The organism is Oerskovia rustica (assembly GCF_014836555.1).
Lineage (GTDB): Bacteria > Actinomycetota > Actinomycetes > Actinomycetales > Cellulomonadaceae > Oerskovia > Oerskovia rustica.
On the sequence record NZ_JACSQQ010000055.1, the window covers coordinates 1 to 15,849 of the forward strand.

At 73.6% G+C, this 15,849-nt stretch carries 18 protein-coding genes; 10 read left to right on the forward strand and 8 right to left on the reverse strand.

The genetic code is table 11. The features are described from left to right. The first annotated feature begins 82 nt into the window (after positions 1–82). The 5 genes from H9652_RS18770 to H9652_RS18790 all read left to right on the forward strand — a co-directional run bounded on the left by H9652_RS18770 (position 83) and on the right by H9652_RS18790 (position 5,416). Positions 83–1,048, forward strand: coding sequence for a DNA-3-methyladenine glycosylase family protein (locus H9652_RS18770; protein ID WP_225228478.1), 966 nt, complete (start codon positions 83–85; stop codon positions 1,046–1,048). A 253-nt stretch (positions 1,049–1,301) separates the two neighbouring features. Further along, entirely contained in the window at positions 1,302–2,360 is a 1,059-nt protein-coding gene (locus H9652_RS18775; RefSeq protein WP_191798244.1) for an iron-siderophore ABC transporter substrate-binding protein, read from the forward strand. Positions 2,361–2,373: 13 nt separating this feature from the next. After that, a complete protein-coding gene (locus tag H9652_RS18780; protein ID WP_191798246.1) occupies positions 2,374–3,432 on the forward strand; it encodes a FecCD family ABC transporter permease in 1,059 nt (352 codons plus the stop codon). Beyond that, complete coding sequence (locus H9652_RS18785) at positions 3,429–4,508, forward strand: FecCD family ABC transporter permease (RefSeq protein ID WP_318244275.1); 1,080 nt, start codon at positions 3,429–3,431, stop codon at positions 4,506–4,508. Before H9652_RS18780 ends, H9652_RS18785 begins: the two co-directional genes overlap by 4 nt. Positions 4,509–4,510: 2 nt before the next feature. After that, the gene (locus H9652_RS18790) at positions 4,511–5,416 is read left to right on the forward strand and encodes an ABC transporter ATP-binding protein (protein ID WP_191798248.1); all 906 of its coding nucleotides are present in this window, start codon (positions 4,511–4,513) and stop codon (positions 5,414–5,416) included. A gap of 103 nt (positions 5,417–5,519) precedes the next feature. Here the strand turns inward: H9652_RS18790 and H9652_RS18795 are convergent, their stop codons facing one another. Beyond that, the gene (locus H9652_RS18795; RefSeq protein WP_191798250.1) at positions 5,520–5,678 is read right to left on the reverse strand and encodes a hypothetical protein; all 159 of its coding nucleotides are present in this window, start codon (positions 5,676–5,678) and stop codon (positions 5,520–5,522) included. A 217-nt stretch (positions 5,679–5,895) separates the two neighbouring features. Next, complete coding sequence (locus H9652_RS18800; RefSeq protein ID WP_191798252.1) at positions 5,896–6,567, reverse strand: DsbA family oxidoreductase; 672 nt, start codon at positions 6,565–6,567, stop codon at positions 5,896–5,898. Positions 6,568–6,713: 146 nt separating this feature from the next. Here H9652_RS18800 and H9652_RS18805 point away from each other — a divergent pair, with 146 nt between their 5' ends. Beyond that, positions 6,714–6,986 (forward strand): hypothetical protein, encoded by a 273-nt coding sequence (locus H9652_RS18805; protein ID WP_191798254.1) that lies wholly within the window; start codon positions 6,714–6,716, stop codon positions 6,984–6,986. 154 nt (positions 6,987–7,140) lie between these two features. Here the strand turns inward: H9652_RS18805 and H9652_RS18810 are convergent, their stop codons facing one another. The 3 genes from H9652_RS18810 to H9652_RS18820 all read right to left on the reverse strand — a co-directional run bounded on the left by H9652_RS18810 (position 7,141) and on the right by H9652_RS18820 (position 8,724). Then, a complete protein-coding gene (locus H9652_RS18810) occupies positions 7,141–7,749 on the reverse strand; it encodes a DinB family protein (RefSeq protein WP_191798255.1) in 609 nt (202 codons plus the stop codon). A 235-nt stretch (positions 7,750–7,984) separates the two neighbouring features. Next, positions 7,985–8,245 carry a metal-sensitive transcriptional regulator gene (locus H9652_RS18815; RefSeq protein ID WP_138826660.1) on the reverse strand — a complete coding sequence of 87 codons (261 nt, stop codon included), beginning with the start codon at positions 8,243–8,245 and terminating at the stop codon, positions 7,985–7,987. Positions 8,246–8,256: 11 nt separating this feature from the next. Then, positions 8,257–8,724: a hypothetical protein gene (locus H9652_RS18820; protein WP_191798257.1), complete on the reverse strand. Its 468-nt coding sequence runs from the start codon at positions 8,722–8,724 to the stop codon at positions 8,257–8,259. A 402-nt stretch (positions 8,725–9,126) separates the two neighbouring features. Between H9652_RS18820 and H9652_RS18825 the strand changes: the two genes are divergently transcribed. Further along, on the forward strand, positions 9,127–10,941 hold the full coding sequence (locus H9652_RS18825; protein ID WP_191798259.1) for an FAD-dependent oxidoreductase: 1,815 nt from the start codon (positions 9,127–9,129) through the stop codon (positions 10,939–10,941). 344 nt (positions 10,942–11,285) lie between these two features. Here H9652_RS18825 and H9652_RS18830 read toward each other — a convergent pair whose 3' ends face one another. Beyond that, a complete protein-coding gene (locus H9652_RS18830) occupies positions 11,286–11,735 on the reverse strand; it encodes a peptidoglycan-binding domain-containing protein (protein ID WP_191798261.1) in 450 nt (149 codons plus the stop codon). Positions 11,736–11,981: 246 nt separating this feature from the next. Beyond that, positions 11,982–13,292 (reverse strand): ROK family transcriptional regulator, encoded by a 1,311-nt coding sequence (locus H9652_RS18835; protein ID WP_191798263.1) that lies wholly within the window; start codon positions 13,290–13,292, stop codon positions 11,982–11,984. A 221-nt stretch (positions 13,293–13,513) separates the two neighbouring features. Here H9652_RS18835 and H9652_RS18840 point away from each other — a divergent pair, with 221 nt between their 5' ends. After that, the gene (locus H9652_RS18840; protein ID WP_191798265.1) at positions 13,514–14,182 is read left to right on the forward strand and encodes a GNAT family N-acetyltransferase; all 669 of its coding nucleotides are present in this window, start codon (positions 13,514–13,516) and stop codon (positions 14,180–14,182) included. 8 nt (positions 14,183–14,190) lie between these two features. On the opposite strand, the gene H9652_RS18845 is transcribed toward H9652_RS18840, so the two are convergent. Beyond that, positions 14,191–14,385, reverse strand: a complete 195-nt coding sequence (locus H9652_RS18845; protein ID WP_129429526.1) for a hypothetical protein — start codon at positions 14,383–14,385, stop codon at positions 14,191–14,193. A 216-nt stretch (positions 14,386–14,601) separates the two neighbouring features. On the opposite strand from H9652_RS18845, the gene H9652_RS18850 reads away from it, so the two are divergent. Both H9652_RS18850 and H9652_RS18855 read left to right on the forward strand, forming a co-directional pair. Further along, positions 14,602–15,231, forward strand: coding sequence for a histidine phosphatase family protein (locus H9652_RS18850; protein ID WP_191798266.1), 630 nt, complete (start codon positions 14,602–14,604; stop codon positions 15,229–15,231). 48 nt (positions 15,232–15,279) lie between these two features. Then, entirely contained in the window at positions 15,280–15,804 is a 525-nt protein-coding gene (locus H9652_RS18855; RefSeq protein ID WP_191798268.1) for a PH domain-containing protein, read from the forward strand. Positions 15,805–15,849: the final 45 nt, after the last annotated feature.

Here is a 15,849-nt window from a genome sequence, read left to right on the forward strand (position 1 = left end):
CCGACACGGTGGCGACCTCGATCCCGTTCTCGGCGACCGTGCGGGGGACCCTGGGCTCAGGTGGCGGTGCGACACTGGCGTGATGTCCTCGCCGCTCCCCGCACCGGCGCCCGCCCGGTCCGGCCCGGGCGCCCCGCTCCCCCTCGCCCTGCGGTCCGAGCGCCCGCTCGACCTGCGCTCGACGCTCGCGAAGCTCGCGCGCGGCCCCCATGACCCCACGTTCCGCGTGGTGCCGGGCGGCCCGCACGCCGGGACGTGGCGCACGAGCCTCTTCCCGACCGGACCCGTGACCTACCGCCTGGTGCAGGCGGGGGTGCGTGACGTCGTCGGGCAGGCGTGGGGGCCCGGGGCGGGCGAGCTCGCCGCGTCGCTCCCGTCGCTCCTCGGCGAGCCCGACGACGCAGCCTTCTTCGAGCCCCCGGCCCGCCTCGCGGACGCGCACCGCAGGCACCCCGGGCTGCGCGTCCCCCGCACCGGGCGCGTGCTCGAGGCCCTGGTGCCCGCGGTCCTGGAGCAGAAGGTGCAGACCGTGACGGCGCACCACGCGTGGCGCTGGCTGCTCGCGCGGTACGGGACGCCCGCGCCGGGGCCCGCGCCCGAGGGCATGCGCGTGGTCCCCGACGCCCGGACCTGGGCCACGATCCCCACGTGGGACTGGCACCGGGCGGGCGTCGACCCGCGGCGGGCACGGACCGTGGTCGAGTGCGCGCGCGTCGCCCGGCGGCTCGAGGAGTGCGCCGCGATGGACCCGGCCGCGGCGCAGGCGCGGTTGCAGCTCGTGCCCGGGGTCGGGGTGTGGACGGCTGCGGAGGTCGCGCAGCGGGCGCTCGGGGACGCCGACGCGGTGTCGGTCGGGGACTTCCACCTGGCGAAGGCCGTCGGATGGGCGCTGACCGGCGAGCGGACGGACGACGCCGGGATGCTGGCGCTGCTCGCGCCCTACGCGCCGCACCGGTACCGGGTCGTGCGGCTGCTCGAGGTGTCGGGCCGGGGACTCGCGCCGCGGCGGGGTCCGAGACTGTCGATTCAGGATCACCGGGGCAACTGAGCACGAGGTTCCGCGCGGTCGAGCACGGGGTTGGGGTCGCCAGAGCCGTCAGAACGGCCTCAACCCCGTTCTCGGACGTCGCACCGCCAGCATCTTGCGGCCGGGGCGCGACACGACCCGGCCGGGAGATGACAGCACGTTGTGAACCATCCCACTGGGTCGCGCGGGCCCCCTCCGTCGAGGGCGCCCAGGTCATGAGGTTAGCCTTACCTCTAGCACCACCACCCCCGTGCAGCACCGACCGAGGAGTATCATGTCTCGCACCGTCTCTCGACGGCTCCGGCCCGCAGCGCTGGTCGCCGCGACCGTCGCCACCGCGTTCGCCCTGGGCGCCTGCTCCGGCGGGTCCACCGACGACGCCTCGTCGCCCGCAGGCGGCAGCGCCGCAGCCGAGGGCGCCTTCCCCGTGACGATCGACAGCGCGCTCGGCGAGGCCGTCATCGAGGAGAAGCCCGAGCGTGTCGTGACGTGGGGCTGGTCGACGCAGGACGCGGTCCTCGCGCTCGACGTCGTGCCCGTCGCGATGCCCGCGTACAAGTACGGCGGCAACGCCGACGGCTTGCTCCCCTGGGTCGCCGAGAAGCTCGACGAGATGGGTGCCGAGACGCCGACGCTGCTCTCGGGCGGCGACACGAGCGAGGTGCCGTTCGAGGAGGTCGTGGCCGCCAAGCCCGACGTCATCCTGGCCCCCTACTCGGGCATCACGCAGGAGGAGTTCGACAAGCTCTCCAAGATCGCTCCGGTCGTCGCGTACCCCGACGAGCCGTGGTCCCTGTCGTGGCAGGACCAGCTCGACATCGTCGGCAAGGCGCTGGGGCTCGAGGACGAGGCCGACGCCCTGCTCGAGGAGACGAACGCCGGCATCGCCGCGCAGTCGGACGCCTACCCGGTCATCAAGGACAAGTCCTTCTTCTACGCGGCCGCCAACACGGCCGACCAGCTCAACGTCTACCGCGCCGGGGACCCGCGTGTCCAGGTCGTCGAGGACCTCGGCATGACGCTCTCGCCGAGCGTCGCGGAGCTCGACGCCGACCCGTCGTCCGGGACCTTCTGGTACCCGCTGAGCTACGAGAACGTCTCCAAGATCGAGACCGACGTCCTCATCATGTACTTCGCGACGCAGGCCGACGTCGACACGTTCGTGGCCGACCCGGTCATCGCCGCGATGCCCACGATCACCGAGGGCCGCTTCGCCCCGATCGTGGGCGAGTCGTTCGTCATGGCGTCGAGCGCCCCCACGGCCCTGTCGATCCCGTGGATGCTCGACCAGTACGTGCCGCAGCTCGCGGCCGCCGCCGAGAAGGTGTCGTAGTCTCACACCACTCATGAGCACGACCCACAGCACGGACGCCGGCACGGGCCGGGCGACCTCGCGTCGCCCGGCCCGTGCTCGGCGTCTCGTCGTGGGGCTCGTGGTCCTGGTCGTGGCGCTCGCCGCGGTGTGCGCGCTGAGCCTCGCGGTCGGGGCCAACGCCCTGCCGCTGAGCGTCGTCATGGACGCGCTCACGAGCTACGACCCGACCAACCCCGACCACCTCGTGGTCATCGAGAAGCGCGTGCCCCGCACGCTCGTCGGACTGGTCGCGGGGGCCGCGCTCGGCGCCGCGGGCACCCTCATGCAGGGCCTGACGCGCAACCCGCTGGCCGACCCGGGCCTGCTCGGCATCAGCGCGGGCGCGTCGCTCTTCGTGGTCGGCGCGATCTCGTTCTTCGGGGTCTCGCAGGTCGGCGGGTACGTGTGGTTCGCGTTCGCGGGCGCCGCGATCGCGGCGGCCGTGGTCTACGGGGTCGCGAGCGTCGGTCGCGAGGGCGCGACCCCCGTCAAGCTCGCCCTCGCCGGTGCGGCCGTCACGGCGGCGCTGACGTCGGTCGTCACGGCGGTCCTCCTGGTCGACCGCGCCACGCTCGACCTCATGCGCTTCTGGCAGGTCGGTTCGCTCGCGGCGCGCGGCTCGACGGTCGTGTGGCAGGTGCTGCCGTTCGTCGTCGTGGGCCTGGTCCTGGCGCTGGCGCTCGGGCGCTCGCTCAACGGCCTGGCCCTGGGCGACGACGTCGCGCGCGGCCTCGGGCAGGACGTGACCCGCACGCGCGTCGTCGCGGGCATCGCGATCGTGCTGCTGTGCGGGGCCGCGACCGCGGCCGTCGGACCCGTGGCCTTCGTGGGGCTCGTCGTCCCGCACGTGGCGCGCTACGTCGTCGGGCTGGACTACCGGTGGGTGCTGCCGTACGCCGCCGTCGCGGCGCCCGTGCTGCTCATCGGGTGCGACGTGATCGGCCGCGTCGTGGCACGGCCGGGCGAGCTCCAGGTGGGCGTGGTCACCGCGGTCGTGGGCGCGCCCCTGTTCATCGCGCTCGTGCGGCGCGGGAAGACGGTGTCGCTGTGAGCACTCCGACCACCGCTCCGCACGGCCTGCCCGACGGCGTCGCTCCCCCAGGCGTCGACGTCGCCCGGGCCTCGCGTCACCGTGGGCGCCTGCGCGAGGCGCGGCTCGTGACGGGGCTGTCGGTCGCGCTCGTCGTGCTCGCCGCGGTCGGGATGACGCTGGGCGACGCCGCCGTGCCGTTGTCCGGCATCCTCGACACGGTCCTGGGCCGCGCCGACGTCCTCACGCAGTTCGTGATCGTCGAGCTGCGCCTCCCCCGTCTCCTGACGGCCCTGGTCGTGGGGGCAGCGCTGGGCCTGTCGGGCGCGCTCTTCCAGTCGATCGTGCGCAACCCGCTCGCGAGCCCCGACATCATCGGGATCACGCAGAGCGCGAGCGCCGCGGGCGTCCTGGGCGTCGTGGTGCTGGGGATCAGCGGGCTCGCGCTCACGGGCCTGGTGCTCGCCGGGTCGCTCGTCGCGGCCGTCGCGATCTACCTGCTCGCGTGGCGCGGCGGCGTCGCCGGATACCGGCTCGTCCTCATCGGCATCGGCGTCGCGGCACTGTGCATGAGCGTCGTCTCGTGGGTCCTCACGACGAGCGACGTGCGCGACGCGCAGGCCGCGCTCGTGTGGATCACGGGCTCGCTCGCGCGCTCCGACTGGTCGACGCTCAACCCGCTGCTGGTCTGCTTCGCGGTGCTCGTGCCGCTCACGGCCTACCTGGCTCCGTGGCTCCGCTCGCTCGAGCTGGGCGACGACGCCGCGGCCGCGCTCGGCATCCGCGTCGAGCGCTCCCGGCTCCTGCTGATCCTCGTGGCCGTGGGCCTCGCGGGCTCCGCCGTCGCGGTCGTGGGTCCGGTCGCGTTCGTCGCGCTCGTCGCGGCCCCCATCGCCCGCCGCACGCTGGGCGACGGCCGGCTCGCGCTCGTGCCCGCGGCGCTCGTGGGTTCGCTGCTCGTGCTCGGCTCCGACCTCGTCGCACAGTTCGCGATCCCCGACGTGACGCTGCCCGTCGGCGTCGTCACGGGCATCGTCGGCGCCCCCTACCTGCTGTGGCTGCTCGTGCGCACCAACCGTTCCGGACGCGGAGGCTGAGAATGACCGACCACCCCGAGACCTCCGGGGGCGCGCCCGAGGCGAGCGACGCCGTCGGGCATCCTGGCGACGGGCGGACCGCGCGCGCCGGGGCCACCGGCACACGGACCGCCGGGACCCACACGCTCGCCGCCGACCACGTGTCGCTCGCGTACGACGAGCGCCGCGTCGTCGAGGACCTGAGCCTGACGGTCGCGGCCGGGAAGATCACGTCGATCGTCGGCTCGAACGGCTGTGGCAAGTCGACGCTGCTGCGCGGCCTCGCTCGCCTGCTCAAGCCTGTGGGCGGCGCCGTCCTGCTCGACGGCGAGGACATCCGTTCGATGCCCACCAAGCAGGTCGCGACCACGCTCGGCCTGCTGCCGCAGAGCCCCGTGGCGCCCGACGGCATCACGGTCGCCGACCTCGTGGGTCGCGGCCGCTACCCCCACCAGGGCTGGTTCCGGCGCTGGACCGCGGACGACGACGAGGCCGTGGCCGACGCGCTCGCCTCGACCGGGACGCTCGACCTCGCCGAGCGGTCCGTGGACGAGCTGTCGGGCGGGCAGCGGCAGCGCGTATGGATCGCGATGGCGCTCGCGCAGCGCACCGACCTGCTGCTGCTCGACGAGCCGACGACGTTCCTCGACATCGCGCACCAGATCGACGTGCTCGACCTGCTCGTGGACCTCAACGAGTCGCGCGGGACCACGGTCGTCATGGTGCTGCACGACCTCGACATGGCGTGCCGCTACTCCGACCGTCTCGTCGCGATGCGCGACGGCCGGGTCCACGCCGAGGGAGCGCCGGGCGACGTCGTGGACGCGCAGATGGTGCGCGAGGTGTTCGGCCTGGACTCGCTCGTCGTGCCCGACCCGATCACGGGGACGCCGACGCTCGTGCCGATGGGCCGGCACCACCGCGGCTGAGTCGCTCGCACTGCCCAGAACGGGGTTGCGGCCGTGCCGAGGGCCAGAACGGCCTCAACCCCGTTCTCGACCGCCACCCGGTCAGCCGAGGGTCAGCCGCTGATCACTCGGGGAGAGCGCACACCCCGTCGACGCACACCGCGGCGTCGTCGCTGCCGACCATCGTGAACGGCGCGGCGGCCTCGGCGGCCGAGACCGTCACGAGCGTCGTGCGGCGCGGGTTCGCGATCGAGTGGAAGAGGTTTTCCTGGGTGTCAGTCATGGGATCTCCTGATGTCACGTGCTGCGGTGCTCGTGGGTGGTGGGATGGCCGGCCGTCTCGACGGGCGGACGCCTGCGGGGCCACCGGGACCAGCGACGCTGCGGGTTTCCGACAGTCTGGCTGATACTCGGTCGCATTCGCTACCGCTCCTGTTGTGATCTCGGTCGCATTCCACGTGGTAGGTGGAGGCGGCCCGGGACAGGGGCGAACCGGGGCCTCAGGCCACGGACTCCGCGGCGTCCGCGACGACCTGGTCGAGGACCTGCGTGAAGACGGCCGGGTCCTGTGCGCCCGAGACCCCGTACTTGCCGTTGAACACGAAGAACGGGACACCGCTGATGCCGTAGGCGCGCGCCTGCGCGATGTCCTGCTCGACGTCGTCCGCGAAGTCGCCGTTCTCGAGGGCCGCGCGGACCTCGTCGGCGTCGAGGCCGACCTCGGTCGCGAGGGCGACGAGCTCGTCGATCCGGCCGACGTGGCGCCCCTGCTCGAAGTACGCCTTGAGCAGACGCTCCTTCATCTCGACCTGCTTGCCGCGCGACTTCGCGAGGTGCAGCAGCTCGTGCGCCTTGAGGGTCTTGGTGTGCTGGAGCGCGTCGAAGTCGTACGCGAGCCCCTCGGCCGCGGCGACCGTCGTCATCTGACCGAGCATCTGCTCGACCTGCCCCTTGGGCATGCCCTTGTGCGTGGCCAGGAAGTCGACCTCGGTCCCCTCGAAGTCGACCGGGGTGTCCGGTGCGAGCTCGAACGAGTGGTACTCGATCTCCACCTCGGGGGCGTCGGCGCGGCCTGCGAACCCGGCCAGGGCCGTCTCGAAGCGGCGCTTGCCGACGTAGCACCAGGGGCACGCCACGTCGGACCAGATGTCGACCTTCACCTTTTCGCTCATGACCGTTCTCAACGGCGGCGACGGGCCGGGGATTCCCCGGAAGCGTGTGATCCTGCCGACGCCTCTCCGGTTGCGGGCCGACCAGCCCTGTGAGGAGGATTGGCGACGTGCCCACTACGGGGCATTCGGATGAATCAGGGGAGAACATGCGAAACAAGGTCATCGGAGCCCTCGTCTCCGCAGCAGTCGGCGTCACCGCTCTGATCGGAGCTGCGGCCCCGGCGAGCGCGGCGCCCCACAGCGGCCAGGCCGCACCTGTCAGCGGGCAGGTCGCACTCCTCAGCACACCGGTCGTCGTCGGTGGCTTCTCGACGCTGGCGAGCTGCAACGCCGGACGCGCCGAGTGGCGCAACCGCGGGTACATCGTCAGCTCCTGCACGTACGCGGGCGGCGAGTACCGCTTCACCGCCCGGCGCTGACCGACGACCTCGGCGACGTCGCCGAGAGGACTGCTACGGCCCCGTCCGCGTAGCACGGCGGCGCGCCGCCCCGGGGGGGGGGGGCCCCCCCGCCGTCGGGCCGCAAGGGCGTCCTCCGTGAGGGACGTGAACTGCTCCTCGAGCTCGGATCGACTCAGCCCGCGGACCGCGCCCGGTACAGGTCCTGCAACACCATGATCTCAGCGCCGTGGTGGATGAGCTCGCGGTTCATGTGAAGCACGAGATGCCCGAACGGCGCCTGGGCGTCGATCTCGGTCGCCTGGCCGAGCCCGACCGTGAACACCTCGTCGTCGGGCAGCGAGTCGACGCCGTCGCGCCACAGGTCCACCCAGCGCGTCAGCCCTTCGATCGCGGGGTCGACCTCACCCGAGAACGCGACGGCGTCCCGCCGGGCGATGCGGTCCCCGAACGTCCACTCCCACCGCTCGAAGAACGCCTCGGTGAGGTGCGCGACGAGCCACGCGATCGTCCGGGGCTGCGGCGAGTCCGACCCCTCCGGCCACTCCATGACCCACTCGCCGACCCCGAGCGTGCGGGGCGAGCGCTCCTCCCCTCGCCGCACGACCCGCAGCGCGTCCGGCCCGGGCTCCCACCCGAACTCGTCCTGGTCGAGGGTCACGAGCCGTCCCAGCACCTCGAGCCACGAGAACCCGAGCTGCCCGCGCACCATCGCGAGCGGGGTCGGGACGGTCAGCACGGACCAGTCGAAGACGGGGCTGCCGTAGGTCGCGTCGTCGCTCATGCGGGGCTCCTGGGGGTCGCTCCTGCCCGACGGCGTCGCTCGCCCGGGCGTCCTGCTCACCTTCGCGATCATCCCCCGGGGCGCACGCGGTCGCCTCCCGGGGTGGCGACCGCGGGCGCGTCGCAGCAGGGGAACCGCTCGTCGTGCGGCAGGGTGCGGCTCGACCACCGTCCCAGGCGAGGGCAACAGCGCGGCGGCCGCTGCGCCGTCGGGCAGCGGGGGCCGGGCCACCCGGCTACGTGAGGGACAGGAAGAGCTTCTCGAGCTTCTGCACGTCCGCCGTGCCGTTCTCCTCGTCCGTGAGGCACTGCTTCATGCCCGAGGCGATGATCGCGAACCCTGCACGGTCGAGCGCCTTGGACACCGCGGAGAGCTGCATGACGAGGTCGGCGCAGTCGCCACCGTCGTCGACCATCCGCACGACCGCGGCAAGCTGCCCCTGGGCACGCTTGAGCCGGTTCGAGACCTTCTTCATCTCGTCCTTGTCGAGCTCCATGACACTTCCTCTCATCGCGCGCACGCGTCGCGCGTGCTGCTCGTGCGCTGCACCAGCCCGAACAGGACAACAGCCAGCGCGGGCAGCACCATCCCGACCTGGTGCGGCGCCTGGCCGACCAGGAACACGGCGGCGAGCACCGTGCCGCCCGAGACGACGGCGCACGGCGAGCACCCGAGGGTATCCCGCCAGGACTCGCCCCGGGCCGGGACGTAGCTCGCGAGCGTGAGGCCGCCGACGACGGCCACGACCGCGAGCAGCCCCAGCCACAGGGGGGTGAGGTGGTGGGTCCAGCCCCCGTCCGCCTCCACGAGCAGCGCGAGCAGCCCGGGAGCGAGCAGGGCGCCGACGACGAGCCGTCGCCTGCCCCACGTGGGGCGCCGCACCCGGACGGGCAGCGGAGCGGCCGTCTGCCCGGGTACGGGCGGCGGTGCCTCGGACGGGGCGTCGGGCACGGCGCGCCGGGGCGCCGGGCTCATCGGCAGGCGCAGCGTTCGGAGGGCTCGAACTCGGCGAGGACCTCGTCGGCGTGCATGCCGCAGCCGGTCCACGTGATCTTGCGGCAGTTTCCGCAGCGGGCGGGGCTGCACATGGGGTTCTCCTCGTGGTCGTGGTGGTCGCGTCGGGGCGGGTCAGCGCTTGAAGAGGCGCGCGAGAAAGGATCCCCGACCCGGCGCCTTGGCCTCGGCCGCGTGGCCTTCGCAGCGGTCGGCACGGGGTACGCCCCGCATGACCTGGTCGACGTGCTGGCCGCAACCGGCCCACGTCGTCCTGCCGCACTTCTTGCAGGTCACAGCTCTACACACGCTCGTCCTCCTCGGTGGATGTGATCCCACTATACCCCCGGGGGTATAGTGCTCCTCGACCCCCAGGAGGAAAGCATGAAGATCGTCATCGTCGGAGGCGTCGCGGCAGGCATGTCCGCGGCGACCCGTCTTCGCCGCCTGTCGGAGGACGCCCGGATCGTCGTCCTCGAAGCCGGCGAGCACGTCTCGTTCGCCAACTGCGGCCTGCCCTACTACGCGGGAGGAGTCATCGAGGACCGCGACGCGCTCCTCCTCCAGACCCCCGCGTCGCTCGCCGCCCGCTTCCGGATCGACGTCCGCGTCCGCCACCGCGTCACGGGAGTCGACGCCGACGCCCACACCGTCACGGTCCGCGACCTGGCCACGGGCGAGGAGTCCGTCGAGACCTACGACCGGCTCGTCCTGAGCCCCGGGGCCCGCCCGATCGTCCCGCCCGCCCCCGGCATGGAGCGCGCCCTCGTGCTGCGCGACGTGGCCGACGTCGACCGGATCGTCGCCGCGATCGACGGCACGGGAACCGACGGCACGGGATCCGACGGCGCACGCGCCACGACGACGCCCGGCCGGGTCCAACCACCTGCCCGCTCGGCCGTCGTGATCGGGGGCGGGTTCGTCGGGGTCGAGGTCGCGGAGAACCTCGTCCACCGCGGCCTCGACGTCACGCTCGTCGAGCTCGCCGACCAGGTCCTCGCCCCGCTCGACCCGGAGATGGCGATCCGCGTCCAGCAGGAGCTCGAGGCCCACGGCGTCCACGTGCGCACCTCGACGCAGGTCAGCATGCTCGGCCCCGACGCCGCCGAGCTCTCCTCCGCCGACGGCTCGCCCCGCGGCACGGTCCCTGCGGACCTCGTCGTCGCCGCGATCGGCGTGCGTCCCGACGTCGAGCTCGCGGTCCTCGCCGGAGCACAGGTCGGACCCCGCGGCGGCATCCTCGTCGACCAGGACCTGCGCACCTCGGTGCCCGACGTCTACGCCGTGGGCGACGCCGCGACCAAGCGTGACGCGCTCGCGCCGACCGGCTCCGCCCCCGGGACGGCCGGCGACGAGCCGACCACCCTCATCCCGCTCGCCAACCTCGCCAACCGGCACGGGCGCCACGTCGCCGACGTGATCCTCGGTCGCCGCAGCGGGATGCGCCCCTCGATGGGGACGGCAGTCGTCGGTGTCTTCGGGCTCACGGCCGCGAGCGTCGGACGCAACGAGAAGCGCCTCCAGGCCGAGGGGCGCCCCTACCGTGCGATCCACACGCACCCCGCGCAGCACGCGGGCTACTACCCCGGCGCGACCCAGATGGCCCTCAAGCTGCTCGTCGACCCCGAGACCGACCTGATCCTCGGCGCCCAGGGCGTCGGGCGCGACGGCGTCGACAAGCGCATCGACGTGCTCGCCACCGCCATGGCAGGCGGGCTCACGGCCTCCGACCTCGCCGACCTCGAGCTCGCGTACGCCCCCGCGTACGGCTCGGCCAAGGACCCCGTCAACATGCTGGGCTACGTGGCCGACAACCTGCGCACGGGCGAGACCCGCAGCGTCCAGTGGCACGAGCTCGACACGCTCGTCGCGCAAGGTGCGACCGTCGTCGACGTCCGCACGCCCGGCGAGCACGCGCGCGGGACGGTCGAGGTGGTGGGTGTCGCCGGCGGGACTGCGCTCAACGTCCCGCTCGACGAGCTGCGCGATCGGGCCGCGGCCGAGATCCCGTCCGGGGCACCCGTCGTCGTGCACTGTCAGGTGGGGCAGCGCGGGCACACCGCCGCGCGGCTGCTCACGCAGCTCGGCTACGACGTGCACAACCTCGACGGCGGCTACCTCACCTGGCGCGACGGGACGCGCGCGCTGCGCGCTGCCCATGACGACGAGCTCGTGCCGTCCGGCGACCCTGCGGCCTGACGGGACAGGGGCGGGCAGGGAGACCCGCCCGCCCCGTCGCGCCGACCGCCTCCGACAGGGCCCGCGCCGGGAAGGCACCGGTCCTGCCTACGATGGTCGGGTTCCCTCACCGCGCCCGGACGACCGGCGCGCGACCCCGACCCCGGCAGGAGCCCCATGCCCGTCCGTCCCCGCACCGTCCTGCTGATCTCGGTCGGTGTCGCCGTCGTGCTGCTCGGGTCCCTCGTGGTCTTCCTGTCGATCGTGGGGATCGACGGCGTCGCCTGAGGGCGACGTCCTGACCTCGATCCCGCGGTGAACGCAGCGAGCCCGGCCCCTGGAGGCCGGGCTCGGCACGGCGTGCGTCAGATCTTCGTCAGCACGTAGCGTGCGACACCCGCCCAGGTGTTCGGGCCGAGGACGCCGTCGACAGGGCCCGTGTATCCGCCCTTCTGCGCGAGGAGCTGGACCGCCCTGTAGGTGTTGGGCCCAGGAATCCCGTCGATGGGGCCCGAGTAGCCGACCGACAGCTTCAGGTACTGCTGGAATGCCCTCCAGGAGTTGACCCCGGGGATGCCGTCGATCGGACCCTGGTACGGCCCCTCGGCGATGTACCCGCCCCCGACCGTCCGGTGACCGGTCCACTGCTGCACCCGGCACCATGCCGTCTGCTCGTTCGTGTAGGCAGAGTTGCGCATGACGGTGCTGCAGTACGAGCTGACCGGTCCGGCGGCAGCTGACGCCGGCGCCGCGGCGACGACAGGGAGAGCGAAGGTCGCCAGTGCGACCGTGCCCGCGACAAGTGTGCGCTTCATCCTCAACGAAGTACCCCTTTGTGCATCGATGGAGTGAGGGCGGCCGGGGGTCACCCCGGCACCCGTGGGTGAGACATCGCCAACGTAGCGGAGAGGTGGTGAAGAGGCGACAGATAGGGAAAGAGGCCCTCATCGGACTCCGGAGGGCACATCCATCTCAGAACGTCCGACACCCGACCGCACGCAGCAGACGCGCGACGCCGTGTGCGGGACCCCGCCCGGTCTCCGCCGACCCGCGGTCACCGATCAGGACGCGGTGACGCTCCCCGCACCGAAGACGCGGCGCCTGGTCTCGCCGAGGGCTGCCGCGAGCGCCCCGTCGACGACGCCGTCGCCCTGCGCGGTGGACAGGAGCACCGAGGTCGGCGTGCCGTGCTCGGCGCGCAGCGCCGCGGCGCCGCGGGCCCGCAGGGCCTCCCCACCGGCAGCGGCGACCTCGCCGCCGAGCACCACGGCGTCGGGGTCGAGCACCCCGACCGCCATGCTCAGCACGACCGCGAGGCGCCGGGCGAGGTCGTCGAGGAAGTCTCCCGCATCACCCGACGGGTCGGCCGCCGCCGCCGCGAGCGCCAGGGTCGCGGCCTCACGGACCTGCGGGCTGCGCGCGAGGTCGGACGCCCGGCCGCCGACCGAGGGGTCGATCCGCAGCGTGTCGAGGGGCGCGGCGTCGAACGGTGCGAGGCGGTAGGCCTGCGCGAGACGCGCGACGGCGTCGAGCCGGACGAGGTCGGCGACCGTGCTCCGCCCCTCGGGCGCGCGACCACGCCGGGCCGGGTCGGGGACGGGAACATGGTCGATCTCACCCGCGCCGCCGTGGCGACCTCGCCGGATGCGCCGGTCGAGCAGGGTCGCGGCCCCCACCCCCTGGTCGACCCACAGGACGAACAGGTCCCGGACGTCGGCCAGGTCCTCGCGCGCGACCTCGGCGAGCGCCACGAGGTTGACGTCGTTCTCGACCGCGACCCTCACACCGAGCGTCTCGGCGAGCTGCGCCCCGACGTCCTGGTCGTTCCAGACCGCGAGGTGCGGGGCGTACGCGAGGCGCCCGGTCGCCGGGTCGACCGACCCGGGGAAGCCGACGACGACCTGAAGGAGGTCGGCACGGGAGATCCCGGCCCGTGCGCAGGCCTCGTCCACGACGGCCCGGACGACGTCGAGGTGCGCGCCTGGCGAGAGCGCGCCGGACGGGTTCTCCTCGGCCGTCCAGGCGACCGCGCGTGCCGACCTGCCGAGCACCCTGTCGGTGAGGTCGGCGACCACGACCGAGACCTGGCCGACCGTCACGTCCACACCGGCCGCGTACCCGGAGTCGCCGCGCAATGTCCAGACGACGGCACGCGGTCCGGGCCGACCGTCGCGGTGTCCCGAGCGCTCGACGAGGCCCGCGGCCTCGAGCCGCGCGACGAGGGTCGCGGTTGCCGGCTTGGACAGCCCCAGGATCTCCTGGAGGCCGGCCGAGGTCATGGGGCCATGACGGAACAGCGCCTCGAGCGCGGCCCCGTCGTTGAGGGCGCGCAGGACGGTCGCGTTACCGACCCTCTTGGTGCTCGTGCTCACGGCGTCGTTCTCCTCCTCCGGCCCCGGCGTCCGCGGTGCTCGGGCACAAGCGTGCCCGAAACCCGGAGCGGCATCGAGACCGGACCGGCGCGGGGCACCGAGGTGATCGTCTGTAAACTTGACTGGCAGCACGTAACCCGTCGACCCCCGCACGAGGTCTCGCCGAGACGGCGCGACCAGGAGCGCCCGGCGACCCCCCGGACCCGAGGAACAGCACCACCGTGAGAATCCGGCCCTACGCGCCCCACGACCTGGACGCGCTGTACGACATCTGCCTGCGCACGGGCGACAACGGCCGCGACGCGACCGGGGTCTACGCCGACCCCCGCCTGCTCGGCGAGGTCTACGCCGCCCCCTACGCGGCCCACGACCCGTCGCTCGTGACCGTTCTCGTCACCGACGACGACCGCGTCGTCGGCTACGTGATCGGCTGCCGCGACACGCTGGCCTTCGAGGAGTGGCGCGAGCGCGAGTGGTGGCCACCCCTGCGCGAGCGGTACCCGCTGCCGGACCCTGCCGACCCCTCGCCCGACGCGCGCCTCGTCCGCCAGATCCACGACCGCACCCCCGCGCCGCCGCGGCCCTGGCTCGTCGAGCCCGCGACGCACCCCGCGCACCTGCACATCGACCTGCTCCCCGAGGCGCAGGGCACCGGGTGGGGACGACGCATGATCGAGCACCTCCAGGGCCGGCTCGTGGACCTCGGCGTCCCGGGCCTGCACCTCGGCGTCGGCGGCGAGAACCACGGCGCGATCGCGTTCTACTCACGGCTGGGCCTCGAGCCCCTCTCCGCTCCTGACGACGGCGGGCTCACCCTGGGGACGAGGCTCGGCACCCAGGACGCGGCCCGGCCTGAGGACACCCCGTCCGGTGCCCTGCGCGCCCGGTAGCCGGCGGGTCAGACGACCTCGTGCGCCCCGGTCCACGACGCGACCGTGCGGTCGTCCGAGGTCTGCAACGAGAACGACGTGAGCGGCAGGTTCCCGCTCCGCTTGCGTGACCGGACGACGTCGAGCGCCGCCTCGTCGGTCTCGGCCTCGAACGGTTCGCCTCGCAGCGCAGCGGTCGCCGTCAGGATCGAGTAGGTGGTCATGACGGTCGAGCCTAGGGCCAGAACGGGCTCCAGGACGACCCCCGACTCCGTCACACCGGCTCCCGAACCCCCCGTGCGCCCGGCGCCGCAGGCCCTCCGGCAGCGGCCGGCCCTCCCCCGGGGGACCCGTCCCCGAGGCGCGACGGGCGCCCTGCGGGTGCTCCGCCGTCGGGCCTGGGGGATGCTCGGAACAGCAGCCCGACCCCGGAGGACACCATGCCCGAACCCCAGCTCGTGCTCCTGCGCCACGGCGAGACCGAGTGGAGCCGCACCGGCCAGCACACCGGCACGAGCGACATCCCCCTGACCCCGCACGGCGAGGAGCAGGCCCGCGCCGCCGGGGCGTTCCTCGCCGGGCGGTCGTTCGCCCTCGCCCTGCGCAGCCCCCTGCTGCGCGCCCGGCGGACCGCCGACCTCGCGGGACACCCCGACGCGGTCGCCGACCCGAACCTCGCCGAGTGGGACTACGGCCCCGTCGAGGGCCGCACGGCCGACGACGTGAGCCGGGAGATCGGCCGAGACTGGCTGATCTTCCGCGACGGCGTGCACGTCGTGCCCCGCGCGGACGGTGCCCCCGGCGAGCCGGGGACCCGGCACGGCGAGACGCTCGACGACGTCGCCGACCGGGCACGGAGCGTCGTGCGGCGCGTCGACCCCGTGCTCCGCGACGGCGGCGACGTGCTCCTCGTCGCGCACGGTCACCTGCTGCGCGTGCTCGCCGCGGTCTGGCTCGAGCTGGGCCCCGCGACCGCCGCCCGGTTCGAGCTGGGCACAGCGAGCATCAGCCTGCTCGGCCACGGGCACGGCCTGCGCACCGTCGAGGGCTGGAACCTGCCGACGGCCTGACCGGGACACCGTGCCGCGACGCCCGCCCGAGGTGGCACGATGCTCCCCATGAGCGTCAACAAGAACCTCGCCGAGGGCGAGACCGTCGTCATGGAGCTGCGGACCCACCCCAAGGCCCTGTTCCTGCCGGTCCTGGTCCTGGTCCTGATCGTGGCCGCTGCCACGGCGATCCTCTGGTTCTCCCCCGAGCACCCCGTGATCCTGTGGGGCACGCTCGGCGTGGCGGTCGTCGCGGCGTTCGTGTGGGTCGTCGTGCCGCACCTGCGCTGGCTGACCACCCAGTACACGGTGACGACCAAGCGCCTGTCGACGCGCACGGGCATCCTCACGCGCACGGGCCGCGACATCCCGCTCTACCGCATCAACGACGTCACGTACGAGAAGGACCTGGTCGACCGCATGTTCGGCTGCGGGACGCTCATCATCTCGGACGCGACGGCCAAGCCCGGCATGACGCTGCCCGACGTCCCGCGGGTCGAGGAGGTCCAGGTCCGGCTCCACGAGCTGCTGTTCGCGGCCGACGACGGCTCGGACGACGGTGAGTGGCCCCCGAGCGAGCCGCGGCGCGCCTGAGCCGTCCGGCCGTCGCCGTCCGGCCCGCCGCTGAGTGCGTGATTC

Coding starts and splice junctions, on each gene's coding strand:
- H9652_RS18815 (WP_138826660.1), bottom strand. CDS start 8,245: ATGGAGCTCGACAAGGACGAGATGAAGAAGGTCTCGAACCGGCTCAAG.
- H9652_RS18795 (WP_191798250.1), bottom strand. CDS start 5,678: ATGACTGACACCCAGGAAAACCTCTTCCACTCGATCGCGAACCCGCGC.
- H9652_RS18845 (WP_129429526.1), bottom strand. CDS start 14,385: ATGACCACCTACTCGATCCTGACGGCGACCGCTGCGCTGCGAGGCGAA.
- H9652_RS18770 (WP_225228478.1), top strand. CDS start 83: ATGTCCTCGCCGCTCCCCGCACCGGCGCCCGCCCGGTCCGGCCCGGGC.
- H9652_RS18830 (WP_191798261.1), bottom strand. CDS start 11,735: ATGAAGCGCACACTTGTCGCGGGCACGGTCGCACTGGCGACCTTCGCT.
- H9652_RS18810 (WP_191798255.1), bottom strand. CDS start 7,749: ATGAGCGACGACGCGACCTACGGCAGCCCCGTCTTCGACTGGTCCGTG.
- H9652_RS18780 (WP_191798246.1), top strand. CDS start 2,374: ATGAGCACGACCCACAGCACGGACGCCGGCACGGGCCGGGCGACCTCG.
- H9652_RS18775 (WP_191798244.1), top strand. CDS start 1,302: ATGTCTCGCACCGTCTCTCGACGGCTCCGGCCCGCAGCGCTGGTCGCC.
- H9652_RS18800 (WP_191798252.1), bottom strand. CDS start 6,567: ATGAGCGAAAAGGTGAAGGTCGACATCTGGTCCGACGTGGCGTGCCCC.
- H9652_RS18855 (WP_191798268.1), top strand. CDS start 15,280: ATGAGCGTCAACAAGAACCTCGCCGAGGGCGAGACCGTCGTCATGGAG.
- H9652_RS18820 (WP_191798257.1), bottom strand. CDS start 8,724: ATGAGCCCGGCGCCCCGGCGCGCCGTGCCCGACGCCCCGTCCGAGGCA.
- H9652_RS18790 (WP_191798248.1), top strand. CDS start 4,511: ATGACCGACCACCCCGAGACCTCCGGGGGCGCGCCCGAGGCGAGCGAC.
- H9652_RS18825 (WP_191798259.1), top strand. CDS start 9,127: ATGAAGATCGTCATCGTCGGAGGCGTCGCGGCAGGCATGTCCGCGGCG.
- H9652_RS18850 (WP_191798266.1), top strand. CDS start 14,602: ATGCCCGAACCCCAGCTCGTGCTCCTGCGCCACGGCGAGACCGAGTGG.
- H9652_RS18805 (WP_191798254.1), top strand. CDS start 6,714: ATGCGAAACAAGGTCATCGGAGCCCTCGTCTCCGCAGCAGTCGGCGTC.